This window comes from Kitasatospora sp. NPDC056731, from assembly GCF_040687675.1.
Taxonomy (GTDB): domain Bacteria; phylum Actinomycetota; class Actinomycetes; order Streptomycetales; family Streptomycetaceae; genus Kitasatospora.
Map to the genome: position 1 here is coordinate 212,898 of NZ_JBFBNR010000010.1, position 21,613 is coordinate 234,510.

Sequence of the window (21,613 nt, forward strand, 5' to 3'; positions counted from 1 at the left end):
GTGAACCGCCGTACCCGGCTCCTGCCGGTCGCCATCACCATCGCCGCCGCCCTGCTGGCGACCTCGTGCAGCAGCTCAGGCTCGGACGACGACAACTCCTCGGCCGACGGCTCCCCGAGCAGCCCGCCCGCGGCCACCGCCCCGACCACCCCGGACGGCAGCACCGCCCCGGGCACCCCGTCGGACGCCGCCAGCACGCCCCCGGCCCCCGGCACGCCCAGCGCCCCCGGCTCTCCCACCGCGCCCGGCGCCACCACTCCCCCGGGCGCCACCACCACCCCGGGCACCCCCAGCGCCCCCGGCGGAACTCCCGGCGGCACCACCCCCCCGCCGCCGGCCGGCGCCCGCTGGCAGCCCACCCCGGGCCTCGCCTGGCAGTGGCAGCTCGGCGGCACCGTCGACCAGTCCGTGGACGTCCCGGTCTACGACATCGACGGCTTCGAGAACGACGCCTCGGTGGTGGCCGCGCTGCACGCCAAGGGCCGCAAGGTGATCTGCTACATCAACGCCGGCTCCTGGGAGAACTTCCGCCCCGACTCCGCCGCCTTCGCCAAGTCCTTGCAGGGCTCCGACACCGGCTGGAAGGGCGAGAAGTGGTTCGACATTCGCAAGCTCGACCAGCTCAAGCCGCTGATGGCGGCCCGCTTCGACATGTGCAAGAGCAAGGGCTTCGACGCCATCGAGCCGGACACCATCGAGGCCTACAACCAGAACAGCGGTTTCCCGCTCTCCCCTGACGACCAGATCAAGTACAACCGCATGCTGGCCCAGCTCGCCCACGAACGCGGCCTGGCCATCGGCCTGAAGAACGACCTCGACCAGATCCCGGCGCTGCTGCCGGACTTCGACTTCGCAGTCAACGAGGAGTGCTCGCAGTTCGACGAGTGCGACCGGGTCGCGCCGTTCGTCAAGGCGGGCAAGGCGGTGTTCCACGTCGAGTACAAGCTCGGCACGGACCAGTTCTGTGCCAAGGCCAAGTCGCTCGGCTTCAGTTCGATGCAGAAGAAGCTCGACCTGAACGCCTGGCGCAAGCCCTGCTGAGCGCCGGCGCGCCGGTCCTCGGTGCACCGGTTTCCGTCGCGCGGGTGACCCTCGTCCGGGTCACCCGCGCGAGGATCACTTGACCGCCAGCCAGATGACGCCGCCCAACACGGCCAGCACGATGACGGCGACCAGCGCGATCACGCCGGTACGGCCACCACCACCGCTGCTGCTGCGGCCGTAGGTGGAGACGGTGCCCGGCGCCTGCGGGGCCGCCGGGGTCTCGTCGACGAACGCCCGGAACATCTGGGTGCTGCCGGCGGGGTCGTAGTCGTTGTCAGCCATGGCACGGACTCTAACGAATCCGCCCACCTCACGGACACCCCGGACCCCTCCTGCGCGACCCCCACCACCCGGTCGTGCGACGGTGGTACGACATCCTCGTGAAGTCCGCCCGACACCCGGAATGCCGCCCGGTGCGATCCGGTTGAATCCGACCATGACCGGAAACCACAGCGACGCCCCGGGCCGGGTCCGCCTCGGCGCCTCCGACCTGTCCGTCTTCCCGCTCTCCCTCGGCGGCAACGTCTTCGGCTGGACGGCCGACGAGCAGCAGTCCTTCGCCGTCCTGGACGCCTACGCGGCGGCCGGCGGCAACTTCGTCGACACCGCCGACGTCTACTCGGCCTGGGCCCCGGGCAACACCGGCGGCGAGTCCGAGACCGTCCTCGGCAACTGGCTGCGCAGCCGCGGCAACCGCGACGACGTCGTGATCGCCACCAAGGTCGGCATGCACCCCGAGGCCGGCGGTCTGGGCGCGGCCAACATCAAGGCCGCGGCCGAGGGTTCGCTGCGCCGCCTGGGCGTCGAGCGGATCGACCTGTACTACACCCACCGGGACGACGACACCCCGGTCGAGGAGTTCGTCACCGCGCTGGACGAGCTGGTCCGCGAGGGCAAGGTCGCCGCGGTCGGCGCCTCCAACATCGGCGCCGAGCGGCTGTCCGAGGCGCTGGCCTTCGCCGACCGCGAGGGCCTGGCCAAGTACGTCGCCGTCCAGCCGCACTACAACCTGGTCTCGCGCGGTACCTTCGAGGGCCCGCTGGCCGACGTGGCCGCCGAGCACGGCCTTGCCACCGTCCCGTACTACGCGCTCGCCTCCGGCTTCCTCACCGGCAAGTACCGCCCCGGCGGCCCCGGCGTCGACAGCGCCCGCTCCGAGGGCGCCGCCCGCTACCTGGACGACCCGCGCGGCCCGAAGGTGCTGGCGGCCCTGGACACCGTCGCCGGGGAGCACGGCGTCGCACTCGCCACGGTCGCCCTCGCCTGGCTGGCCGGGCGGCCGACGGTCGCCGCCCCCATCGCCAGCGCCCGCACCGTCGAGCAGCTCCCGCCCCTGCTGGCAGCCACCACGCTCCGCCTCACCCCCGAACAGACCGCCCTCCTCGACACCGCCTCCGCCTGACCCCGCCCCACCCCGCAGGCTGCGAACCCGCCCCCACCCGGGCCCGTTCGCAGCCTGCACCCGTGCCCGGCGAACCCCACCCGGCTGAGAACACCGGCCGCAGTGATCAGCCTTGGCCCACGAACGACCGGGCACGGAACAGGACTTCGACGCCGAAGCCGTCACGGGGGCAGCCTCGCCGGAAATCCCGCCCGGGACGGGCTCTTCGACGACGAGGACCGGAAGAAGTACGCGCGCCCGGCCCTCGATTCCGCAAACAATCCGGGCCCGCGCGGTAACACCGGCAGAGTGACCGTCGGCCCCGCCGATCCGAGGGCCCGCGCCGGCACCGTCGACGAAATCCAGGAGACTTTCCGGGCGGTCGGCGAATCCGCCCCGGAAAAGACGGCCAACGCGCACGGCGCACCAGCCGATTGGCAGATCGGGCCCGAACTGCGCACCCGTTCCCTCCGGACAGGACCTAGCTGGCCGCGGTCGCGCTTCGGGCCCCCGACAGCGGCGTGCTGTCGGGGGCCCGGTGCGCCCCGGCGCTACGGCCGCCCGAAGTGGGTCGGGTAGTAGCCCGAGTTGAGGGTGGACACCCGGACCGTCTTGCCGGGCCGGGGCGCCTCGACGAACTTGCCGCCGCCCAGGTAGATCCCCACGTGGTGGATCCCGGAGGCCCGGCCGCTGTCCGACCAGAACACCAGGTCACCGCGGCGCAGCTGCCCCGCGCTGATCGGCGTGGTGGCCGCGTACTGGTCGTCGGCCACCCGCGGCAGGCTGATCCCGCTGCGCCGGTAGGCCTGCTGGACGAGCCCCGAGCAGTCGTAGCCGGACGGGCCGTTGCCGCCCCAGACGTACGGCTTGCCCAGCTGAGCGAGCGCGTAGTCGATGGCCGACTCCACGCTGCCGGCGGCCGGTGCCTGGTCCGCCGACGGCGTGGCCGCGGGCCGGGCGGGAGCGGGAGCGGGAGCGGGATCAGCGCCGCCGCCGGACTGGCCGGTGCGGCTCGCGTAGACGTCGTAGTGGCTGGTCCACCGCCACTCGCCGCCGCTGTTCTTGAACCAGTACTTCGACCCGTCCCAGCCCTGGCGCAGTCCGGAGGAGGAAGCGGACGAGGCCGAACCGTTGGACACGGCGGCCGCCTTGCCACTGGCACCGCCGGAGCCGCCCGAGCCGCCGGACTGGCCGGTGCGGCTCGCGTAGACGTCGTAGTGGCTGGTCCACCGCCACTCGCCGGCGCCGTTCTTGAACCAGTACTTCGACCCGTCCCAGCCCTGCTTCCCGGCCGCCGCGTGCGCGGACCCGGCACCGGCCGTCAGGCCGACCACGCCGGCGCCCGCCAGCACGGTGGTGGCCAGGCAGGTACTCCGCACGGCGCGGTGTATTCGGCTGCCGCCGGTCGCCGTCGCGGGGCGGGCGGTGTGCGGCCGGGCCGCGCAGTTCGGGCAGCCGCAGCCCGCGATCGCGGGGATGCTGCCGGTGCTCTCCTCGAAGCCGATCAGGCCCCGGTCGAGGGCGGCGTCGAAATCGGCGTCGAGGTCGAGGCCGGGATCGGCGTACGCGCCGGTGGCTATCCTCATGCGGGTCGTCCTTCCTTCCGCCCGGCCCGTGCGGCCGGGGGCGGTACCGAGGCGGCCACTCCGGCCGGGGCGACGAAGGCGACCAGCAGCTGCTCCATCAGCGCGCTGCGGGCGGCCTCGTCCAGTTCGTGGGCGGTGGCGCGCTCCAGTCGCCGGACGGCGAGCGCCGCCGCCTCGACCGCGTCGTCCACCAGCACCGTCCGCAGGCCCGCGTCCAGGTCGGCCAGCCGGCGGCGGCGCATCGACTCGGCGACCTCGGGCGCGTAGTCCAGCGCCAGCGGCTGCGCCGAGTAGACCTCCAGGCCCGCCGGGGAGACCTCGGCGGCCAGTGCTCTGGTCAGCTCGTCGGCGAACCACTGCCCGTCCCGCAGCGCGGGCCCGGGCGCCGCGTTGCTGTCGCACGGCAGGATGGACGCGGTGCGGGTGAGCACCGCCTGGACCTGCTCGCGCAGGTAGCTCTCGTGGTCCTCGATCGCCAGCAGCGCCCGCGCGGTGTCCTTGACCCGCCAGACGATCAGCAGCCGGACGACGATCGGCGTGCCGGTCCGGTCGACCGCCTTGACCGGCTCGCTGCGCCAGTGCCGCAGCCGCACGTCCACCCGGCGTCGGCGCAGCAGCGGGTTGACCCAGACCAGGCCGGTGCGGCGGACGGTGCCCCGGTAGCGGCCCCAGCGGGTCAGCACCCGGGTCTCGCCGCCCGCGTTGGCCAGCAGCCCGGCGAGCGCGAACACCACGAGCAGGCCGACCGCACTGACCGCCGCGACCGACTTGGCGTCCACCTCGGCCTGGCCGCTCGCCTGCACGGCGGCGCTGCGCAGGTCGGGCAGCGCGTCCCAGTACGGGATGACGCCGTCGCGCAGCAGCATCAGCAGCACGCCTGCCACGCCGACCAGCACCACCAGCAGGGCGATCCAGCCGGGCAGGGCGGTGGCGCCGTGCTCGCGGACCGCCTGGTCGGCGCGCGGGGGGCGGCGGGAGGTGGCCGCCGTGGGGGCGCCGACCTGGGTGGTTTCCGGGATCTCGACGGTCGCCGGGGCGGCCGCCTCCAGCGGATCGCGCAGGTCGGCGGAGGCGCCGGTGGCCGGGCCGGGGACGACGACCAGCGGAGTGGTCGCGGGGCCGCCGTCGACCGGGCCGAGCGGCTTGGCCGTCTTGACGGCCGTGGCCTTGGCCAGCGGGCTGGCGCCGGAGGCGGAACGTTCCGGCAAGGCCGGTGGGAGTACCTGGGGCAGGTGGTCGGGTCGCTGCGAAGAATCGCGGGTGACGTCCATGCACGGATCCTCGGGGTCGGTGTGTCGCGCAACGGGCGGCCCGGATCTGACGGGCAGTGCCAAGATCAGGCTAAGTTCATACGTCATCAAATGCGACATTTATGATGAGGTGTGTCGACATTTGCTGACGAATCGTCCGAAGCCGACCTGACGCGCAGGCACATGAACGGGTAGTCGGGATGGTTCAGCGCAGGTCAGTGCCGCCGGACACCGTCACCACGGGCGAACACCCGGCGGGTGATCAGCCCGATTCCGGCAAGCACCAGCAGGCCACCGGCGACCCCACCGCGCCAGCCGCTCGCGGTGGACCGCGCGGCCGCCGCCTGCGAGGCCTCCGCGGCCGCCCCCACGGGCGACGCGCTCGGCGGCGCCGGCAGCGGCCCGGCATCCTCCCCGGCGGACCCGAGCGGTTCAGCCGCCACCGGCGTCGATGACGGTGACGGAGGCGGTGTCAGAGGTGGTGTCAGTGACGGTGACGGTGACGACGCCATGACGCCGACGGCCGCCCGGGTCGGGCTGGCGCCCAGGGACGGAACGGTACGGAGCGTCGGAGGGACGGAACCGGCGGAGGTGGTGGTGGGGGCGATCCGGACGGTCGGGACGGTCGGGGTGACTGAAGCAGCGGACGGCCCGGCCACCGCCGCGGGCGGCCGGGCGACCGCCGGAACGGCGATCGGCAGCAGCCCCGCCGGCGCCGGCACGAGCACGGATGCAACGGGCGTCGCCCCCACAACCGGGCTCGGCGACGAGGTGACCGGGCTCGAAGGCGTGGACGTGGGCGCGGGCGACGTCGCGGGACGGGACGATACGGAGGAGGCCACCGGCGCGGAAGCACCGGCCGAGGGCAACACCGGCACCGCCACGCTCGGGCTCGGCCCGACCGGCACCGGCACCGACGCCGACGGGCTCGGCACGGTCGGCACCGAGACTGCGGGGCTGGGCCGCACGGGAACCGACGCCCCCGAGCTCGGCACCGCAGGAGTCGACGCCACCGCACTCGGCACCGCAGGAGTCGACGCCGAAGCCGACGGGCTCGGCGCCGCCGCGACGCGCACCGGCACCGCATCCGCCGCCGCCCCGTTCCCCGCCAGGTCGGTCGCCGTGACGACCAGCCACTGCTGCCCGTCCGTCAGGTCCCGGTTGGCGGTGCAGGTCCAGCTGCCGTCGAGCGCCGCCGTCACCCCGCACAGCACCGTCCGCTCGCCCGAACCCGCACCCGCACCCGCACCCGGACCCGAACCCGAGACCGAACCCGAGACCGAAGCCGGCCCCGAGGCCGCCGAGCCGCCCGCCCGCGCCGTGACCAGCACCTTCGAGCCCGGCTCGGCCCGCCCGGTGAACGTCGGCCGGCTGACCCGCAGGGTCTCCCCGGCGGCCGGCGAGCCGAGCACCGGCTTGTCCGGCGGGACGGTGTCGACGACCAGCGCGACCGCCTGCCCGGCCGTCCGGTTCCCTGCCGCGTCGACCGCGACGGGGGTGAGCAGGTGGCGCCCGTCCACCAGGTTCTCGACCGGCAGGCAGGACCACTGGCCGTCCGCCCGGACGGAGCTGCGGCAGAGTTCGGCGGCCTGGTCGGTGACCGCGACGGTGCTGCCCGCCTCACCGGTGCCGGTGAGCTGGATCCCCGGGTCGTTGGTGTACTCCGGGAGGGTGAGGACGGGCGGTGCGGGCGGCGCCGTCTTCACGGTGACCCGGACGGCGTCGCCGCGCAGCACCACACCACCGCTGGTGATCTCGACCGGGGTGAGGGCGTGCGGGCCCGCGGTGAGCGCTCCATCGGGCCGGCAGGACCAGTCGCCGCCGCGCTCGACCCGGGCCCGGCAGGCCGTGGCGTCGCCGTCCCGGATCTCCACCGAGGCGCCGGCGACCGCTCCGTCGCCGTGGATCCGTGGGCGGGCCTCGGCGAGGACGGCGCCGTCGACGGGTTCGGCGATCTCGGGCCGGGCGGCGCCGACGGTCAGTTTGATCCGCTGGTCGACGACCTGCCCGGAGTCGGCGAAGCCGCCGGAGGGGACGAGTTGGCTGGCGTCGCGGGCGATCCGCAGCCGGGCCCAGGTGTCGCCGGAGGCGGCGCCGGTCGGGACGGTCCATTCCAGGGTCGCGGTGTCGGCGCCGGCCGGGATCTCGGCCTGCACCCGCTCGGCGGGGTCGAAGCGCCCGCTGTGGTCGAAGTCGATCCAGCCGGCCAGGGTCGCGGGCTGGTCGCCGACCGCCACCGGGACGCTGAGCCGGTAGTAGCGGCCGATCGCGGCCTCGGTGGGGAAGCTGATCGACGGGTCGGCGCCCTGGTACTCGGCGCGGCCGGGCTGGAGCTTGGGCGGCGGCGGGCTGGTGAAGACGCTGCGCCGGCCGGCCCCGTGGTCGAGCTGGACCAGCGGCTCGCCGCTCGACCGGTCGACCGTGCCGGGGTCGTCGGCGGACCGGGGTCGGGTGCGGTGCGCCGGGTTGGCGGCGTCCGCGCCGAGGAACAGGTCGGAGAGCACGTGCGAGGCGTTGCCGTAGTTCTGCGGGGCGGTGCCGAGGTCCTCGTCGACGGTGACGGTGTACGCCTGGCGCAGGACGGGCGGGGCGGTGGTGCTGCCGGCTCGGGCGGTGGAGCGCTGCTCGACCCGGAAGACCGCGGTGCGCAGGGTGCCGGCGAGTTCCAGGGTGCCCTCGGAGGCGGAGCCGGCCGCGCCGTCGGAGCTGCCGTCGGCGCCGACGGGCGCGAGGGCGTTGGCGTCGACCGTCCAGCCGGGCCAGTCGGTGCGGTTGACCAGGGTGGGGGCGGAGGGTGAGCCGCCGGTGAGGGTCAGCCGGGCCGCGGTGCTGGTGGTGCCGGACTTCCCGGTGGCGAGCGCGACCAGTCCGCTGAGGTGCAGTCGGGGATTGCGGACCGGTCGGGAGAAGGCGAGCCGGAGCGTTCCGACGGTGCGCCAGGATCCGTCCGCCTGCGGGCGGTTCTCGGTGACGCTGAAGGTCTGCGCGGGGTTTCCGGGGTGCATTCCGTCCGTGTACGGCCCGGCCGCACGCCCCCCGCCGGGGCGGTCGGCCAGTTCGCCGGCCGCGGCGGCCACCTCGGTGCCCGGGGTGGCGGCGAATTCGAGTTGGACGGAGAGGCCGGAGGGCAGGACCGCCCGGCGTTCCCCCGACCAGGCGTCAGGGGACTGCTGGGCCACCGAGAGTGGGGCGTTCCAGCCGGTCAGCAGCCCGGCCACGAGGACGGTCAGGGCGGCGGCCGTGCGGGGAAACTGTCGGCCCATCCGGCTCTCCTTCACGGTCGGCTGCCGGGGTGCCGGGCAGTCTGGGCACAAGATCTGACAAAAAGGAATCACGATCCTGAGCCGGTCATACTGCGACACCTGCGCTTATGGCCGGGTCCCACCCGTTTGGCGGCCATCCGAGCGGCAGGACGGGATATACCCGAAACAGATGCATTTCATCCATTAGGCCCGCAATCCAGAACGGACGCGGCACCCGGCGCCCTCGTCCGGGCCCGGAAACGGGAGAAGCCCCCGGCCGGTGGCCGGGGGCTTCTCGCTGGTGCGCTCAGCAGGATTCGAACCTGCAACCTCTTGATCCGTAGTCAAGTGCTCTATCCGTTGAGCTATGAGCGCAAGGAACGGGCGAACCCGATCTTGCGGAGATTGGTGCGCTCAGCAGGATTCGAACCTGCAACCTCTTGATCCGTAGTCAAGTGCTCTATCCGTTGAGCTATGAGCGCTCGCCCTGATGAACAGTGCCAGCGGGGCGTTGCGGGGACAACATTACATGACCTGCGACGCGGGACGAAATCGATTGCTCCCTGCCCCCGGGCCGACCCCCTGGAGGCCGCTCGGATCCCCGGCGGCCCCGGCCTGCGGAGCAGGTCGGCGGGGCGGGTCCGGAACCACCCCGGAGATGCCGAAAGCCCCGCCGACAAGATCGTCGACGGGGCTTTCCGGCTGCGGAGGCTGAGGGATTTGAACCCTCGATCAGGAATAACCCCGAAACCGCATTAGCAGTGCGGCGCCATAGACCGGACTAGGCGAAGCCTCCTCCACAGGGACCACGTCCGCGTGAGCGGACCCGTTCCGTGTGCCTGAGATGATGCCACAACCGTGGGGTTCGGCACCAACCACCGCCCACGTTACTAGGCGGGTCGACCCCGCCGCAAAGAAGAATGAGATACTGCCGTCTCCGGAGGAGCTGCCCTGAGCCGAGGAGACCTGTCGACGTGAGCAGCAGGCCGATCCGAGGCGCTGCTCGCCTCGCCGCCATACTCGACGCCCTGCCCGACGCGTTGTTGCTGGTGAACAGCAACGGCACCGTCGTGGACGCCAACAGCGCGGCAGTCCACGCGCTCCAGACGCCCGGCACCTCGCTGGTCGGCATGGGCGTGCTGGACCTCCTGCCCGAGTTCGACCCCAGTCGGATCCCCGGCTCGATGCGCCCGGCCGCCCGCGACGGCGACGAGCCCGACCGCCCGGTCCGGATGACCGCCCGGCGCACCGACGGCACCAGCTTCCCGGTCGAGGTCTCCGGCAACGACTTCCCCGACGACGGCACCGGCGAGGGCCGCGGCTACGGGCTCACCTCGTACGACCCGTACCGCGAGCGGTCCCGCCCGTCCTCCGCGAGCGACCTGCTCCTGCTGCTGGTCCGTGACCTCTCCAGCCGGCTCGGCGTCGAGGCCGAGCTGCGCCGCCAGCACAAGCAGACCGAGATGATCCTGCGCGCCGCCGCCGAGGGCGTGCTCGGCGTCGACCTCGAAGGCCGCTGCGTGCTGGTCAACCCGGCCGCCGCGCACATCCTGGAGTACCGGGCGAGCGAGCTGGGCGGGCGCGAACTGCACCCGCTGATCCAGCACTCCCGGGCCGACGGCACCCCGCTGGCGCTGGAGGAGTCCGCGCTGCTGGACACCCTGACCTCCGGGCGCAAGCACCGGGTGCGCGGCACCGTGCTGTGGCGCAAGGACGGCCGCCCGGTCACCGTCGACCTCACCACCGCGCCGGTGCGGGACGGCGACCAGCTGGTCGGCGCGGTGATGACCTTCACCGACCGCAGCCGCGAACTCGCCCTGGTCGCCCGCAACGAACACCTCACCGCCGTCCTGGAGAGCGAACTCGGCGGCGCGCTGTCCGCGCTGAACGAGCGGCTGGACGCGCTCGCCGCCGACCCGGCCGGGCAGCTGTGGCCGGAGGCCAACTGGACGCTGCGCCGGCTCGCCGACGAGTGCCGCCGGTTCAGCCGGCTGATCGACGGCGTGCTCGCGCACCAGCGCTCCGAGGCCAGCGAGAGCGCCCCGGCGGACGGCCCGGACGCGAAGGACGGCAAGGACAACAAGGACGGCAAGGACGGCCGCAAGCCGACCGAGCGGCGGGTGCCCGTCGCCCTGGACAAGGTGGTCCGCCGGGCCGTCGAGGCGGCCGGCGAGCTGGTCGGCCCGGGCCGGGTGCGGTTCTCGGTGCACGCCGCCGCCGTCGAGGTGATCGCCGACGAACGCCGGCTCGCCCAGGCGCTGGCCCACCTGGTCGCCGACGTCAGCGGCATCGGCCTCGCCCTGGACGCCCCGACCGCCCCCTCCCCCGGCCTGGCCGCCCCCGGCACGCCCGCCGCGCTGCCCTCCGGCGGCGAGCCGCCGACCGTCGTCCTGGCCGCCGCCCAGCGCGGCGAGGTCGCCCGGGTCGAGATCCGCGGGCCCGGCCTCGGCGGCAGCCCCGTCCACCTGCCGATAGCCCGCGCGGTGGTCGAGCGCCACGGTGGCGTGCTCCAGCCGCACGAGCTGCCCGGCAAGGCCGGCACCACGTACGTCGTCGAGCTGCCGTTGGACCCGGCCGCCGCGAAGGCCGCCGCCGAGCGCGCGGCCGCCGAGGGCCGCTCCGACCGGCCCAAGGAGGGCGACAGCGCCGTCCTGCCCGACCTGCCGGGCATCCCGCAGCTGCCCAGCAGCGGCGAGGACGCCGAGCCGGTCACCGACGGCGGCGAGCAGCCCGACCGCGAGACCCCGGCCGCGGCGGCGGAGCAGCCCGCCGAGGAACCCGCCGCCGAGCGGCGCGGCCGCCGTGGCCGCCCCGCCGCCGAGGAACCCGCGCCCCCGGCCCGGACCGCCCCCGACGCCCCCGCCGACCAGTGGCCGAACGCCCCCGCCCGGATCGAGCGGGCCGTCCCCGAACAGTGGAACGGCACCGGCAACGACCCCGCGTACGGCCGCCAGGGCCTGGCCGGTCCGGACGGCGCGCAGCGCGACCCCTGGGGCAAGGACGACGGCCGCTCCGGCCCGGCCTACGCCGTCCCCGTCGAGGGCGAGCGTCCGCAGCAGCACCGGACCGGCGGGCGTGAACCGCTCGCGCTCGGCCCCGGCACCGGTGCCGCCCCCGCCGACGGCACCCCGGCGGGCGGTACGCCCACCGCGGAAGGCGCCCCGGCCGCCGACGGCGCCGAGACCAAGCCCCGTCGGCGCCGCGCCCTGCCCCCCACCGAGGACTCCTCCGGCGGCTTCGCCCTCCCCGGCGCCCCCGACACCCCGGTGTACCCCGGCCTGGAGCACGCCCTGCCGGCTGGCCCGGCACCCGCGCAGCCCGAGCCCGCCGCCGCACCGACCGGCCGCCGTCGCCGGCTGGCCGTGCCGCCCGGCCCCGGCCAGGAGGCCCCGGCCGCGCCGTCCGACCAGACCCCGCAGGAGGACCGGCCCGCGCCCGGCGGCCCCGCCGCGCTGCCGCCCGCCCGCCCGGCGCTGCCCGCCGCCGAGGACCCGTCCGGCCCGCGCCCGGTCGGCACCGGCCTCGCCGAACTCGCGCCGCCGCGCCCGCTCGGCGGTTCGCCGACGCCCGCCGCCGGACCGCAGCCGCCCGTCCCGGCCGAGGCCAGGACCGCCCCGCGCCCGATGGCCGAACTGCCCGCCGCCGCCGGCGACCGGACCGACGAGCAGCCGCCGACCATGGCCAGCCCGAACGGCTCGAACGGCTCGAACGGCGAGGGCGGCAGCACCCGTCGGCTGCTGGTCTGGCCCGAGCCCGACCCGGCCACCCGGCAGGCCCTTCAGGAACGCGGCTACCGCCCGGTGATCGTCCGCTCCCGCGAGGAGGTGGACGCCCAGGTCGCCGGCTTCCCCGCGGCGCTCTTCGTCGACCCGCTGACCAGCCCGATCACCCGCACCGCGCTGCAGTCGCTGCGCACCGCCGCGCTCAACAGCCGCGTCCCCGTGCTGGTCACCGCCGGTCTCGGCCAGGCCACCCGGGACGCCGCGTACGGCGCCGACCCGGCCGTGCTGCTGCGCGCCCTCGCGCCGCGCGACGGCGAGCACCACGCCCCGCGCGTCCTGCTGGTCGAGGGCGACCCGGACATCGCCGCCGCCATGATCAGCAGCCTGGAGCGGCGCGGCATGCACGTCGAGCACGCGGTGGACGAGAACGACGCCGTCGCCCGGGCCAGCAGCGTGCAGCCCAACCTGGTGGTGATGGACCTGCTCCAGATCCGCCGCCGCCGGGTCGGCCTGCTGGACTGGCTGCGCGCCAACGACCGGCTGCACCGCACCCCGCTGGTGGTCTACACCTCGGTGGACCTCGACCCGCGCGAACTGCCCCGGCTGCGCACCGGCGAGACGGTGCTGTTCCTCGCCGAGCGCTCGACCAGCGCCGACGTCCAGTCCCGGATCGTCGACCTGCTCGGGCGGATCGGCGCGATGGGCGAGGCGGGCGTCGCCGCGGCGGGCTGACCGCGCCCTGACGCCGAGGGTCCGGCGAGATCCACCAGGCACGCGCCGAAGGTCCGGCGAGATCCACCAGGCACGAGCCGAGGGCCGGCCACCCCACGAGAACGGGGTGGCCGGCCCTCGCCGGTCGGGCGGGCGGCTACTCCTTGCCGAGCACCGTCACGTCCAGTTCGTCCGCCGCGTAGCTGGCGCGGATCACCTTCTTGTCGAACTTGCCGACCGAGGTCTTCGGCACCGACTCGACGATCGACCAGCGCTCCGGCAGCTGCCAGGAGGCGATCCGCCCGGCCAGGAAGGCCCGCAGCTCGCTCAGCCCGGCCGTGGCACCCGGGCGCAGCACGACCGTGGCCAGCGGGCGCTCGCCCCACTTCTCGTCCGGGACGGCGACCACGGCGGCCTCGGCCACCTCGGGGTGGGCCATCAACTGGTTCTCCAGTTCGACCGAGGAGATCCACTCGCCGCCGGACTTGATCACGTCCTTGGCCCGGTCGGTGAGGGTCAGGTAGCCGTCGGCGGTGATGGTGCCGACGTCGCCGGTGCGCAGCCAGCCGTCCTCGGAGAACTTGTCGTCCGGGCGGACCGGGTCCTGCCCGGCACCGCCGTAGTAGGCCCCGGCGATCCACGGGCCGCGCACCTCCAGCTCGCCCGCCGCGACGCCGTCGTGCGGCATCCGCTCACCGGACGGGCCGACCAGCCGGGCCTCGACGGAGGCCGGGAAGATGCCCTGGGTGACCCGGTAGGGCCACTCCTCCTCCGGGGTGAGGCCGCCGGGCGGCTGGGCGAAGGAGCCGAGCGGCGAGGTCTCGGTCATGCCCCAGGCGTGCAGCACGCGGATGCCGTGGCGCTCCTCGAAGCCCTTCATCAGCGAGGGCGGGCAGGCGCTGCCGCCGATGACCACCATGCGCAGGCTGGAGGTGTCGTAGTCGCCCGCGTCGAGCTCGTCCAGCAGGCCGCTCCAGATGGTCGGGACGGCGGCGCCGACGGTGGGCCGGACGGCGGCGATCATCTCGGCCATCGGCTTGGGCTGGAGGAAACGATCCGGCATGAGCAGGTTGGCGCCGGACATGAAGGCGGCGTGCGGGATGCCCCAGGCGTTCACGTGGAACATCGGGACCACCGGCAGCGCGGTGTCGCGCGGGGTGAAGGCGAAGTTGTCGCCGGTGTTGACCTGGAGGCAGTGCAGGTACACCGAGCGGTGGCTGTAGAGCACGCCCTTCGGGTCCCCGGTGGTGCCGGAGGTGTAGCAGAGCACGGCGGCCTCGCGCTCGTCGAGGTCGCTGCACCACGGGTAGGCGGTGGGCCGGCCGGCGATCAGCTCCTCGTAGTCGTGCACGGTGCCCGGGAAGCCGGCCAGCAGCGAGCGGTCGGCGGGGCCGTTCACCACGATGTGCCGGAGCGTCGGGGCGAGGTCCGGCAGGACGGCGGCGAGCAGCGGGAGCACGCTGCCGTCCACGATCACCGTGTGGTCGGCGGCGTGGTTGACGATGAACGACAGCTGGTGGGCGGGCAGCCGCAGGTTGAGCGTGTGCAGCACGGACCCCATCGCGGGGACGGCGAGGTACGCCTCCAGGTGGACCGAGTTGTTCCACATCAGGGTCGCGACCCGGTCGTCCCCGGTCACCCCCAGTTCGTCGCGGAGCGCGTGGGCGAGCTGCGCGGCCCGCGCCCCCACCTCGGCGTACGTCCGCACGACCGGCCCGGTGCCGTCCCAGGTGGTGACGGTGGACCGGCCGTGGATGGTGGACCCGTGCTCCAGAATCCGGGCGACGGTGAGCGGGACGTCCTGCATCGTGCTGAACACGGGTCCTCCTTGACCTGGCGGCACTGGCGGCTGCGCCTGCGGCACCTACCGGGCGGTAATGCGCGCGGACGTGCCCGATTGTGCCGCCCCGCCCCACCCGCTGTCAGTATCCCGGCCCCGTTGCCCGGATCACGGATCGGCGACGCGTCAGCCGGCGGTCGGCCCGTCGACGTGGTTGCGGTCGATCGTGAGGGCGGCGCCGCCGTAGGTCTCCTCGACGTTGCCGCGGTACTGGTGGACGCGCTGGTGGTCGCCCCAGAGGTCGGAGCCGAGGGCGCCGGAATCGGCGGTGTCGGCCCGGTCGTCCCAGCGGGCGTACCAGAGGGCGTCGGGCAGCGGGAAGCTGCCGGCCCGGGCTGCGGCGGCCAGGTCGGCGATGCCGGAGTCGAGGCTGGAGTAGAAGCCGGAGCGGTAGCCGGCGGCGTGCAGGGCCTGGGTCCAGCCGACGGCGAAGTCGACCACGGCCTGGCCGCAGGCGGGGTCGTGCATCGGGTAGGCCTCGATGTCGAGGTAGACCGGGCCGCCCTTGCCGAATCCGAGCGAGCCCATCGCGTGGACGGCTTCGGTGGCCTCGTCCCGGCCCTGCTCGACCGCGTGGGCGGGGTCGATCCGGCGCGGCTTGCGGGCGAGTTCGCTGCACGGCGCCTGGAGCCCGACGTGGGCCGGCAGGAAGCGCCAGCCCAGTGCGCGGGCCTGGCGCACCCACTCGGCGGTGAGCCGGGGCTGGCCGCAGCCGCGCTGGGCGCCGCTGACGTAGATGCCGAGCGCGCCGTACGGGGAGACCCCGTGCCAGGCCCGCAGGGTGTCGAGGGGCGGCGCGGTGCAGGCGTCGAAGGCGGGGCCGGTGAAGTCGTCGTGGATCCTGGGCGGGCCGAACCGGTCGGGCAGGGTGAGGGCCCGGATGCGGGGGAGGGCGGCGGCCCCGGCGCTCACGCCCGTCCCGTCGGTGGCCAGCAGGAGCACGAGGGAGGCGGCGAGCAGGGCCGCGGGGCGGAGATAGCGCACCCGCCCTTGCTACTGACGGACCATCGGACGAATGCGGCAACCACGCCGGGCGCACCGGGCGAGCCCACCCTTTCGGCCGCACCCGTCCACATCCGTCCCGATAGTTGTAACGAGCTTGCCCGTTCATCACTCCTTACGGCAAACTCGCCCATATGCCCAGCTCCCATCCCAGCGAAACCACCGCCCCGATGCCGGCTGCCGCCGTCGCCGAGGCGCTTGCCATGCCGCCCGCCCCCCAGGGCGAGCCCGCCGGCGAGCGGGGCAGCTGGCGACGAGGCGGGACACCCGGCTCCACGGCACCGCCCGACGCGCCCCCCGGCCGGCCCACCGGCCGACTCCCGAAGGTCCTGCGGCGCCCGGAGAGGATCCCGGCGCCGCTTCTCTGTCTGACCGCGATGTTCCTGGTGCAGACCGGGATCGCCCTGTCCAAGCCGCTGTTCGGCCCGCTCGGGGTCAGCGGCACCACCTTCCTGCGGCTGGGCTTCGCGGCGGTCATCCTGCTCGCCGTCACCCGCCCCCGGCTGCGCGACAAGCGCCCGCGCGACCTCGCCGCGGCGGCCCTGCTGGGCGTGGCCTCGGCCGGGATGACCTTCCTGTTCGCCGGGGCGATCGACCGGCTGCCGATGGGCACCGCCGCGACCATCGAGTTCCTCGGCCCGCTCGCGGTCGCCCTGGTCTTCGCCCGGCGCGCCAGCCACCTGCTCTGGGCGCTGCTCGCCGCTGGCGGCGTCATCCTGCTGACCCTGCTCGGCGAGGGCGGCGACGGGGGCGGGCTCGACCCGGTCGGCCTGCTCTACGCCTTCGGGGCCGCCGCCTGCTACGCCGCGTACATCCTGTTCACCGACAAGGTCGGCGCCGCCTTCCAGGGCTTCCAGGGCCTGGCGGTGTCGATGACGGTCGGCGCGCTCGCCCTGGCGCCGTTCGGGCTCGGCCAGGCCTGGGACGGGCTGACCGCGCCCGGCGCCTCGCCGCTGGGGCTGCTGGCCGCGGTGGCCGGGGTGTCGCTACTGCTGCCGGTGATCCCGTACGCGCTGGAGATGACCGCGCTGCGGCGGATGCCGCAGCGGGTGTTCAGCGTGCTGGTCAGCCTGGAGCCGGCGGTCAGCGCGCTGGTCGGCCTGGTGGTGCTCGGCCAGTTGCTGGGCGTGCCGCAGCTGGCCGGGATCGGCTGTGTGGTGGCGGCCAGCGTGGGAGCCACGCTGACCGGGCGGCGGTAGGGCCGCACGACGGCGGGGCCCGGCCAGGCCGGGCCCTTGGGCCGTCAGACCGTTACGGCCACAGCAGGGTGCGCGACCACTCCGGGGTCCGGACCGGGCCGGTGCGGGTGTAGCGCAGCCGGACGTGCCGGCGCTGCGCGTCACCCTGCCAGTACTCCACCTCGTGCGCCCACAGGGTGTAGACCGCGTGCCCGGCCGCGACCGCGTCCGGGGTGGCCTCCAGCCGGCGGCGGGCGACGGCGACGGCCTCGTCGTACTCGGCGAGCGAGGCCATCGGCTCGCTCTGCCGCCCGACCAGCGCGCCGACCCGGGCATCCGGGGAGCGGGTGGCGAACTCGGCGGCGGCGACCAGGTCGGCGGCCCGCTCGACGGTGCCGCGGATCCGCACCTGGCGGCCCAGCTGGGGCCAGTAGACGGTCAGCGCGGCGGCCGGGTGGTCGGCCAGCTGGCGGCCCTTGGGGCTGTCGGCGGCGGCGGAGAAGACCCAGCCGGTGCCGGACGCGTCGACGTCGCGCAGCACCAGCACCCGGGCGTCCGGCAGGCCGTCCGCGTCGACCGTGGAGAGGGTGACCACCTGCGGGTCCGGCACGCCGGCGGCCAGCGCGGTGGCGAGCCAGTCCACGAACAGCGGGCCGGGCTCGGCGGGCGCGGCCTCGGCGTCGAAGGTCGGCAGCGGGCGGGCCATCGGCGGGCGGCCGAGCAGCAGCTCGGGCACGGACTTCGGCTCGGGCCGGTGCTCGGCCGGCTCCCGGCGGGCGTCCGGCCCGGGTCGCGGATCCGGCTCCGGTGCAGGCCAGGCCTCGCCCGGGCCGGTCAGGCCCTCCTCCTCCGCCGCCATCGCGCGCCCTCTCTTCCGTTGCCGCGGTCGCCGCCCCGGCCGGGCCGTGGTTCCCGGGCCCGGGCACGTGGTGCGCTGTCGGAGCGCAACCGTACCGCCGAGCACCGACGGCTCCGGGCGCGGGCCCTCGCTGGACGTGTTCGGGGCGTCCGGGCGGGCCTCGGCGGGCGGTCCCGAGCGGTGTCGGCGCTGTCGGCGGTGTCGGGCAGCTGGCGGTGCCGGCGGTGTCGGGCAGCCGGCGACGAGCGGGCCCGTGCGGTTCGCGCCCGGCTCCGGACGCACTCGTGGGCGGTGCCGATGGCGGCACCGCCCACGAGGCCGGCTTCACGGCGACCCTTTCCGCTGGCCGGTCATGCGCTGTTCTGATCCGCGCCCGGGCGGGAATTCCGCCCGGAGACTGGTTCGAGCCCCTCCGCGAGCGCTCAGCTCACCCGCGGCCGCCCACCTCCGGCGCCCCCGCCGTCGGTGGTGCCCGATCGGATCAGTGGAAGATCGGGGCGAACACGACGTTGATGTTCTTGTTGGACTGCCCGGCCAGGATGGTGCCCGCGTTGTCCTTCACCGCGAGGGTGTTGTTCTGGTTCGAGGCGCCGGCGCCGGTGGCGGTCTGCTGGGTGGAGATGTAGTTGCCGTCGACCCCGCCGAAGACGTTGCCCGTGCCGACGTTGGACACCACGCCGGCGTTGGAGCCGGCGGCGGCGCCCGCACCGTTGTCGGCGGCCGCAGCGCCGGCGCCGGCCAGCAGCAGGCCGGCCGCGAGCGGGGCGGCGAGCAGGAGTCCGGCCACCCGGCGGGTGTGGATGCGAGCCATGAGAGCCTCCAAGAAGCTGTAAATCGTGCAATTGTCGAGCAAGGGGTGCGGGAGTTCGCCGGCCAGACGAACACCTGCTGGCTGCGACGCCGAGGGACAGACTTCCGCAACAAATCGACAAAGCACTAGTCGGCAGGGCAGTTTTCGCCCGTTAGCGTGATATCCACCCGGGCTGCGCATAACGGACCGAAAATCGGACAGTGCGCCGACACACCTCCCTGAGCTGGCACTTTGCCCGAACGGCGACCTCTCGGAGGACCCTCCAGGCAGGGCGCTTCGCCATCACGCGAACCACCAGGCGCACCACCCCGGCGCAGGGAAATCAGGAAACGCGCCCCCAAAAAGTTCGACTACCCTCCCATGTCGACTTTTCCGGCCATTCCCAGACCATCGGAAAGTCGTACTGGAATAGGGGGAAATACCATCAGACCATCTTGCCCGGGTTCATGATTCCCAGCGGATCGAAGACCGCCTTCAGCTGTCGCTGGAGGTCCAGCGCGACCGGCCCCAGCTCGCGCGCCAGCCAGTCCCGCTTGAGCAGCCCCACCCCGTGCTCCCCGGTGATCGTGCCGCCCAGCTCCAGCCCCAGCGCCATGATCTCGTCGAAGGAGCGCTGCGCCCGCGCCGCCTGCTCCTCGTCCGAGCCGTCGAAGATCACGATCGGGTGGGTGTTGCCGTCCCCGGCATGGCTGACCACCCCGATGGTCAGCGCGTGCCGCTCGGCGATCGCCGCCACGCCGTTCAACATCTCGGCCAGCCGGGAGCGCGGCACCGCCACGTCGTCGATCATCGTGGTGCCCAGCCGGTCCAGCGCGGGCAGCGCCAGTCGCCGGGCCTCCAGCAGCAGCTGCGACTCCGCCTCGTCCTCGGCCGGCACCACCTCGGTCGCCCCGGCCTCCCGGCAGAGCTCCGCCACCCGCGCCAGCCCGGCCTCCCGGTCCGGCCCGTCGAAGGCCACCAGCAGCAGCGCCCGGGTCGTCTCCGGCAGCCCCATCCGCCCCAGGTCGTTGACCGCCCGCACGCTGACCGCGTCCATCAGCTCCATCAGCGACGGGGTCAGGCCGCGCGCCATCACCTCGCAGACGGCCGCGCCCGCCGCGTCCGCGCTCGGGAACTCCGCCGCCAGCGCCAGCTGCGGCGCCGGCGCGGGCCGCAGCGCGAGCACCGCCCGGACCACCACGCCCAGCGTGCCCTCCGAGCCGACCAGCAGCCGGGTCAGGTCGTACCCGGCCACGCCCTTGGCCGTCCGGCGCCCGGTGGACAGCAGCCGCCCGTCCGCCAGCACCACGTCCAGGCCGAGCACGTACTCGCTGGTGACGCCGTACTTCACGCAGCAGAGCCCGCCCGCGCCGGTGCCGATGTTGCCGCCGATCGTGCAGGACTCCCAGCTGGACGGGTCCGGCGGGTACGAAAGCCCCAACTCCTCGGCTGCTCGCGACAGTTCGGCGTTCACCACGCCGGGTTCGACCACCGCGATCCGGTTCACCGGGTCGAGCTCCAGAATCCGGTTCAACTTCACCATCGACAGCACGATGCAGCCGTCCACGGCGTTCGCCGCCCCCGACAGCCCGGTCCGCGCCCCCTGCGGCACCACCGGCACCCGCAGCGCGGTGGCGGTGCGCAGCACGTGCTGCACCTGCTCGACCGTCTCCGGGAACACCACCACGGCGGGCGCACCGGCGGCGCAGAAGCCGGCCATGTCATGGCGGTAGGCGGCGGTCACGTCCGGATCCACCACCACCGCCCCGGCCGGAAGGCCCTGCGCCAGTCGGTCCGTCAGGTCACCCATCGCCGCCTCCACTCACCGCCCGCCGCCTCCACCGCACTCTGCCCGCCCGCCGGAGGCCCGGCAAGTGGGCCCCCGGCGGGATCTGCGGGGCGCGGACCTCGGCCGGACCGGGCCTACCGGCGGACCACCGGCTCCTGGAACTCCGTGACCCACCGCGCCGGGTCGTCCGGGCACTCCAGGTAGAGCTCCCGGGCGTAGCCGGCCGAGCGGTAGCCGTTCGCGTCGATGAAGCGGGCCAGCTCCTGGAAGCTCCCCATCGCCTCGTCCATCGAGCCGCGGTGCACGACCGTCGCCGCCTCCTCGATCGGCGGCAGGTCGAGGACCGCGAAGCCGTACCGGCCCGGCTCCACCGCCGGCCCGACCGGGACGGCCACCCGGATCAGCACCGTGCCCTCGCCCTGCGGCACGTCCTCGTACCGGGCGACGGACGGGCCCGCCTCGGCGATCCCGGCCTCGGCCAGCCGCCGGCACAGCTCCGCGAACAGCGGGCCGATCACCGGTCCGATGTCCTCCGGCTCGTAACTCGCGGCCACCGCGGTCAGTTCGGCCACCCGGACGGACGGCACCCGCTTCAGCACGACGTCGTGTGCGGACATGCTCCCCTCGCTCTCGATCGTCCGGAGCCTCGCCTCCACCCTGGTCAGCCGCTGCTCGTCCGCGGCGATCGCCTCGGCGAGTTGGGCCCGGCGCAGCCGCAGCATCCCGCGCAGTTCGGCCGCGTCCACCTGCTCGTCCAGGACGGCCCGCACCTGCTGCAGCGTGAAGCCGAGCTCCTTGAGCGCGATCACCCGGTTGAGCCGGGCGAGTTGGGACGCCTCGTAGGACCGGTACCCGCTGACCGGGTCCACCCTGGCGGGCCGCAGCAGCCCGATCGCGTCGTAGTGGCGCAGCATCCGCACCGACACCCGGCCGTGGCTGGCGAAGTCTCCGATGTTCAACATGGTGCCCCCACTCCACCCCCTGCCACCGTGTCAGGGTCAACCTCCGCCGGCCGCAAACGCGAAAGGCGGGTGCCGAGTGATCTCGGCACCCGCCCTGAGCAGGTGGTTCTCCAACCAGCGGAGAGCGTGGGATTCGAACCCACGGTACGGGGTCACCGCACGACAGTTTTCAAGACTGTTCCCTTAGGCCGCTCGGGCAGCTCTCCAGGCGGAGGTCAGCCTAACGGGTCCGGCGGGGTTCGGTGCACACCGTTTCG

14 protein-coding genes and 4 tRNA genes are annotated in these 21,613 nt (G+C 74.5%); 4 read left to right on the forward strand and 14 right to left on the reverse strand.

Annotated elements, in window-relative coordinates; translation table 11 throughout:
* Complete coding sequence (locus AB0R04_RS13335; protein WP_363370635.1) at positions 1-1,041, forward strand: endo alpha-1,4 polygalactosaminidase; 1,041 nt, start codon at positions 1-3, stop codon at positions 1,039-1,041.
* Positions 1,042-1,116: 75 nt separating this feature from the next.
* Here AB0R04_RS13335 and AB0R04_RS13340 read toward each other — a convergent pair whose 3' ends face one another.
* A complete protein-coding gene (locus AB0R04_RS13340) occupies positions 1,117-1,326 on the reverse strand; it encodes a hypothetical protein (RefSeq protein WP_063348621.1) in 210 nt (69 codons plus the stop codon).
* A gap of 154 nt (positions 1,327-1,480) precedes the next feature.
* Between AB0R04_RS13340 and AB0R04_RS13345 the strand changes: the two genes are divergently transcribed.
* On the forward strand, positions 1,481-2,446 hold the full coding sequence (locus tag AB0R04_RS13345) for an aldo/keto reductase (protein WP_363370638.1): 966 nt from the start codon (positions 1,481-1,483) through the stop codon (positions 2,444-2,446).
* 530 nt (positions 2,447-2,976) lie between these two features.
* Here the strand turns inward: AB0R04_RS13345 and AB0R04_RS13350 are convergent.
* From AB0R04_RS13350 to AB0R04_RS13375, 6 genes are all read right to left on the reverse strand, one after another.
* The gene (locus AB0R04_RS13350) at positions 2,977-4,011 is read right to left on the reverse strand and encodes a C40 family peptidase (RefSeq protein WP_363370640.1); all 1,035 of its coding nucleotides are present in this window, start codon (positions 4,009-4,011) and stop codon (positions 2,977-2,979) included.
* The gene (locus AB0R04_RS13355) at positions 4,008-5,219 is read right to left on the reverse strand and encodes an SPFH domain-containing protein (protein ID WP_363370642.1); all 1,212 of its coding nucleotides are present in this window, start codon (positions 5,217-5,219) and stop codon (positions 4,008-4,010) included. The genes AB0R04_RS13350 and AB0R04_RS13355 overlap by 4 nt, the downstream gene beginning before the upstream one ends.
* A gap of 257 nt (positions 5,220-5,476) precedes the next feature.
* Positions 5,477-8,524, reverse strand: coding sequence for an Ig-like domain-containing protein (locus AB0R04_RS13360; protein ID WP_363370644.1), 3,048 nt, complete (start codon positions 8,522-8,524; stop codon positions 5,477-5,479).
* 278 nt (positions 8,525-8,802) lie between these two features.
* Positions 8,803-8,878, reverse strand: a tRNA-Arg gene (locus AB0R04_RS13365).
* Between the two features lie 31 nt (positions 8,879-8,909).
* A tRNA-Arg gene (locus tag AB0R04_RS13370) sits at positions 8,910-8,985 on the reverse strand.
* A gap of 223 nt (positions 8,986-9,208) precedes the next feature.
* Positions 9,209-9,299, reverse strand: a tRNA-Ser gene (locus AB0R04_RS13375).
* A 178-nt stretch (positions 9,300-9,477) separates the two neighbouring features.
* Between AB0R04_RS13375 and AB0R04_RS13380 the strand changes: the two genes are divergently transcribed.
* Positions 9,478-12,957 (forward strand): PAS domain-containing protein, encoded by a 3,480-nt coding sequence (locus tag AB0R04_RS13380; protein WP_363370645.1) that lies wholly within the window; start codon positions 9,478-9,480, stop codon positions 12,955-12,957.
* A gap of 136 nt (positions 12,958-13,093) precedes the next feature.
* On the opposite strand, the gene AB0R04_RS13385 is transcribed toward AB0R04_RS13380, so the two are convergent.
* Positions 13,094-14,755 (reverse strand): long-chain fatty acid--CoA ligase, encoded by a 1,662-nt coding sequence (locus AB0R04_RS13385; RefSeq protein ID WP_363370647.1) that lies wholly within the window; start codon positions 14,753-14,755, stop codon positions 13,094-13,096.
* 147 nt (positions 14,756-14,902) lie between these two features.
* On the reverse strand, positions 14,903-15,760 hold the full coding sequence (locus tag AB0R04_RS13390) for a glycoside hydrolase domain-containing protein (RefSeq protein WP_363370649.1): 858 nt from the start codon (positions 15,758-15,760) through the stop codon (positions 14,903-14,905).
* A 152-nt stretch (positions 15,761-15,912) separates the two neighbouring features.
* Between AB0R04_RS13390 and AB0R04_RS13395 the strand changes: the two genes are divergently transcribed.
* Positions 15,913-16,977 carry an EamA family transporter gene (locus AB0R04_RS13395; RefSeq protein ID WP_363370651.1) on the forward strand — a complete coding sequence of 355 codons (1,065 nt, stop codon included), beginning with the start codon at positions 15,913-15,915 and terminating at the stop codon, positions 16,975-16,977.
* A gap of 52 nt (positions 16,978-17,029) precedes the next feature.
* Here the strand turns inward: AB0R04_RS13395 and AB0R04_RS13400 are convergent, their stop codons facing one another.
* From AB0R04_RS13400 to AB0R04_RS13420, 5 genes are all read right to left on the reverse strand, one after another.
* The gene (locus tag AB0R04_RS13400; RefSeq protein WP_363370653.1) at positions 17,030-17,815 is read right to left on the reverse strand and encodes a pyridoxal 5'-phosphate synthase; all 786 of its coding nucleotides are present in this window, start codon (positions 17,813-17,815) and stop codon (positions 17,030-17,032) included.
* A gap of 481 nt (positions 17,816-18,296) precedes the next feature.
* On the reverse strand, positions 18,297-18,626 hold the full coding sequence (locus AB0R04_RS13405) for a hypothetical protein (protein WP_363370655.1): 330 nt from the start codon (positions 18,624-18,626) through the stop codon (positions 18,297-18,299).
* A gap of 424 nt (positions 18,627-19,050) precedes the next feature.
* Positions 19,051-20,415, reverse strand: a complete 1,365-nt coding sequence (locus tag AB0R04_RS13410; protein ID WP_363370657.1) for an FAD-linked oxidase C-terminal domain-containing protein — start codon at positions 20,413-20,415, stop codon at positions 19,051-19,053.
* Between the two features lie 113 nt (positions 20,416-20,528).
* Positions 20,529-21,356 carry a MerR family transcriptional regulator gene (locus tag AB0R04_RS13415; RefSeq protein ID WP_363370659.1) on the reverse strand — a complete coding sequence of 276 codons (828 nt, stop codon included), beginning with the start codon at positions 21,354-21,356 and terminating at the stop codon, positions 20,529-20,531.
* A gap of 118 nt (positions 21,357-21,474) precedes the next feature.
* Positions 21,475-21,562: transfer RNA gene (locus AB0R04_RS13420), tRNA-Ser, on the reverse strand.
* Positions 21,563-21,613: the final 51 nt, after the last annotated feature.

Coding starts and splice junctions, on each gene's coding strand:
- AB0R04_RS13395 (WP_363370651.1), top strand. CDS start 15,913: ATGCCCAGCTCCCATCCCAGCGAAACCACCGCCCCGATGCCGGCTGCC.
- AB0R04_RS13350 (WP_363370640.1), bottom strand. CDS start 4,011: ATGAGGATAGCCACCGGCGCGTACGCCGATCCCGGCCTCGACCTCGAC.
- AB0R04_RS13340 (WP_063348621.1), bottom strand. CDS start 1,326: ATGGCTGACAACGACTACGACCCCGCCGGCAGCACCCAGATGTTCCGG.
- AB0R04_RS13415 (WP_363370659.1), bottom strand. CDS start 21,356: ATGTTGAACATCGGAGACTTCGCCAGCCACGGCCGGGTGTCGGTGCGG.
- AB0R04_RS13410 (WP_363370657.1), bottom strand. CDS start 20,415: ATGGGTGACCTGACGGACCGACTGGCGCAGGGCCTTCCGGCCGGGGCG.
- AB0R04_RS13360 (WP_363370644.1), bottom strand. CDS start 8,524: ATGGGCCGACAGTTTCCCCGCACGGCCGCCGCCCTGACCGTCCTCGTG.
- AB0R04_RS13400 (WP_363370653.1), bottom strand. CDS start 17,815: ATGGCGGCGGAGGAGGAGGGCCTGACCGGCCCGGGCGAGGCCTGGCCT.
- AB0R04_RS13345 (WP_363370638.1), top strand. CDS start 1,481: ATGACCGGAAACCACAGCGACGCCCCGGGCCGGGTCCGCCTCGGCGCC.
- AB0R04_RS13405 (WP_363370655.1), bottom strand. CDS start 18,626: ATGGCTCGCATCCACACCCGCCGGGTGGCCGGACTCCTGCTCGCCGCC.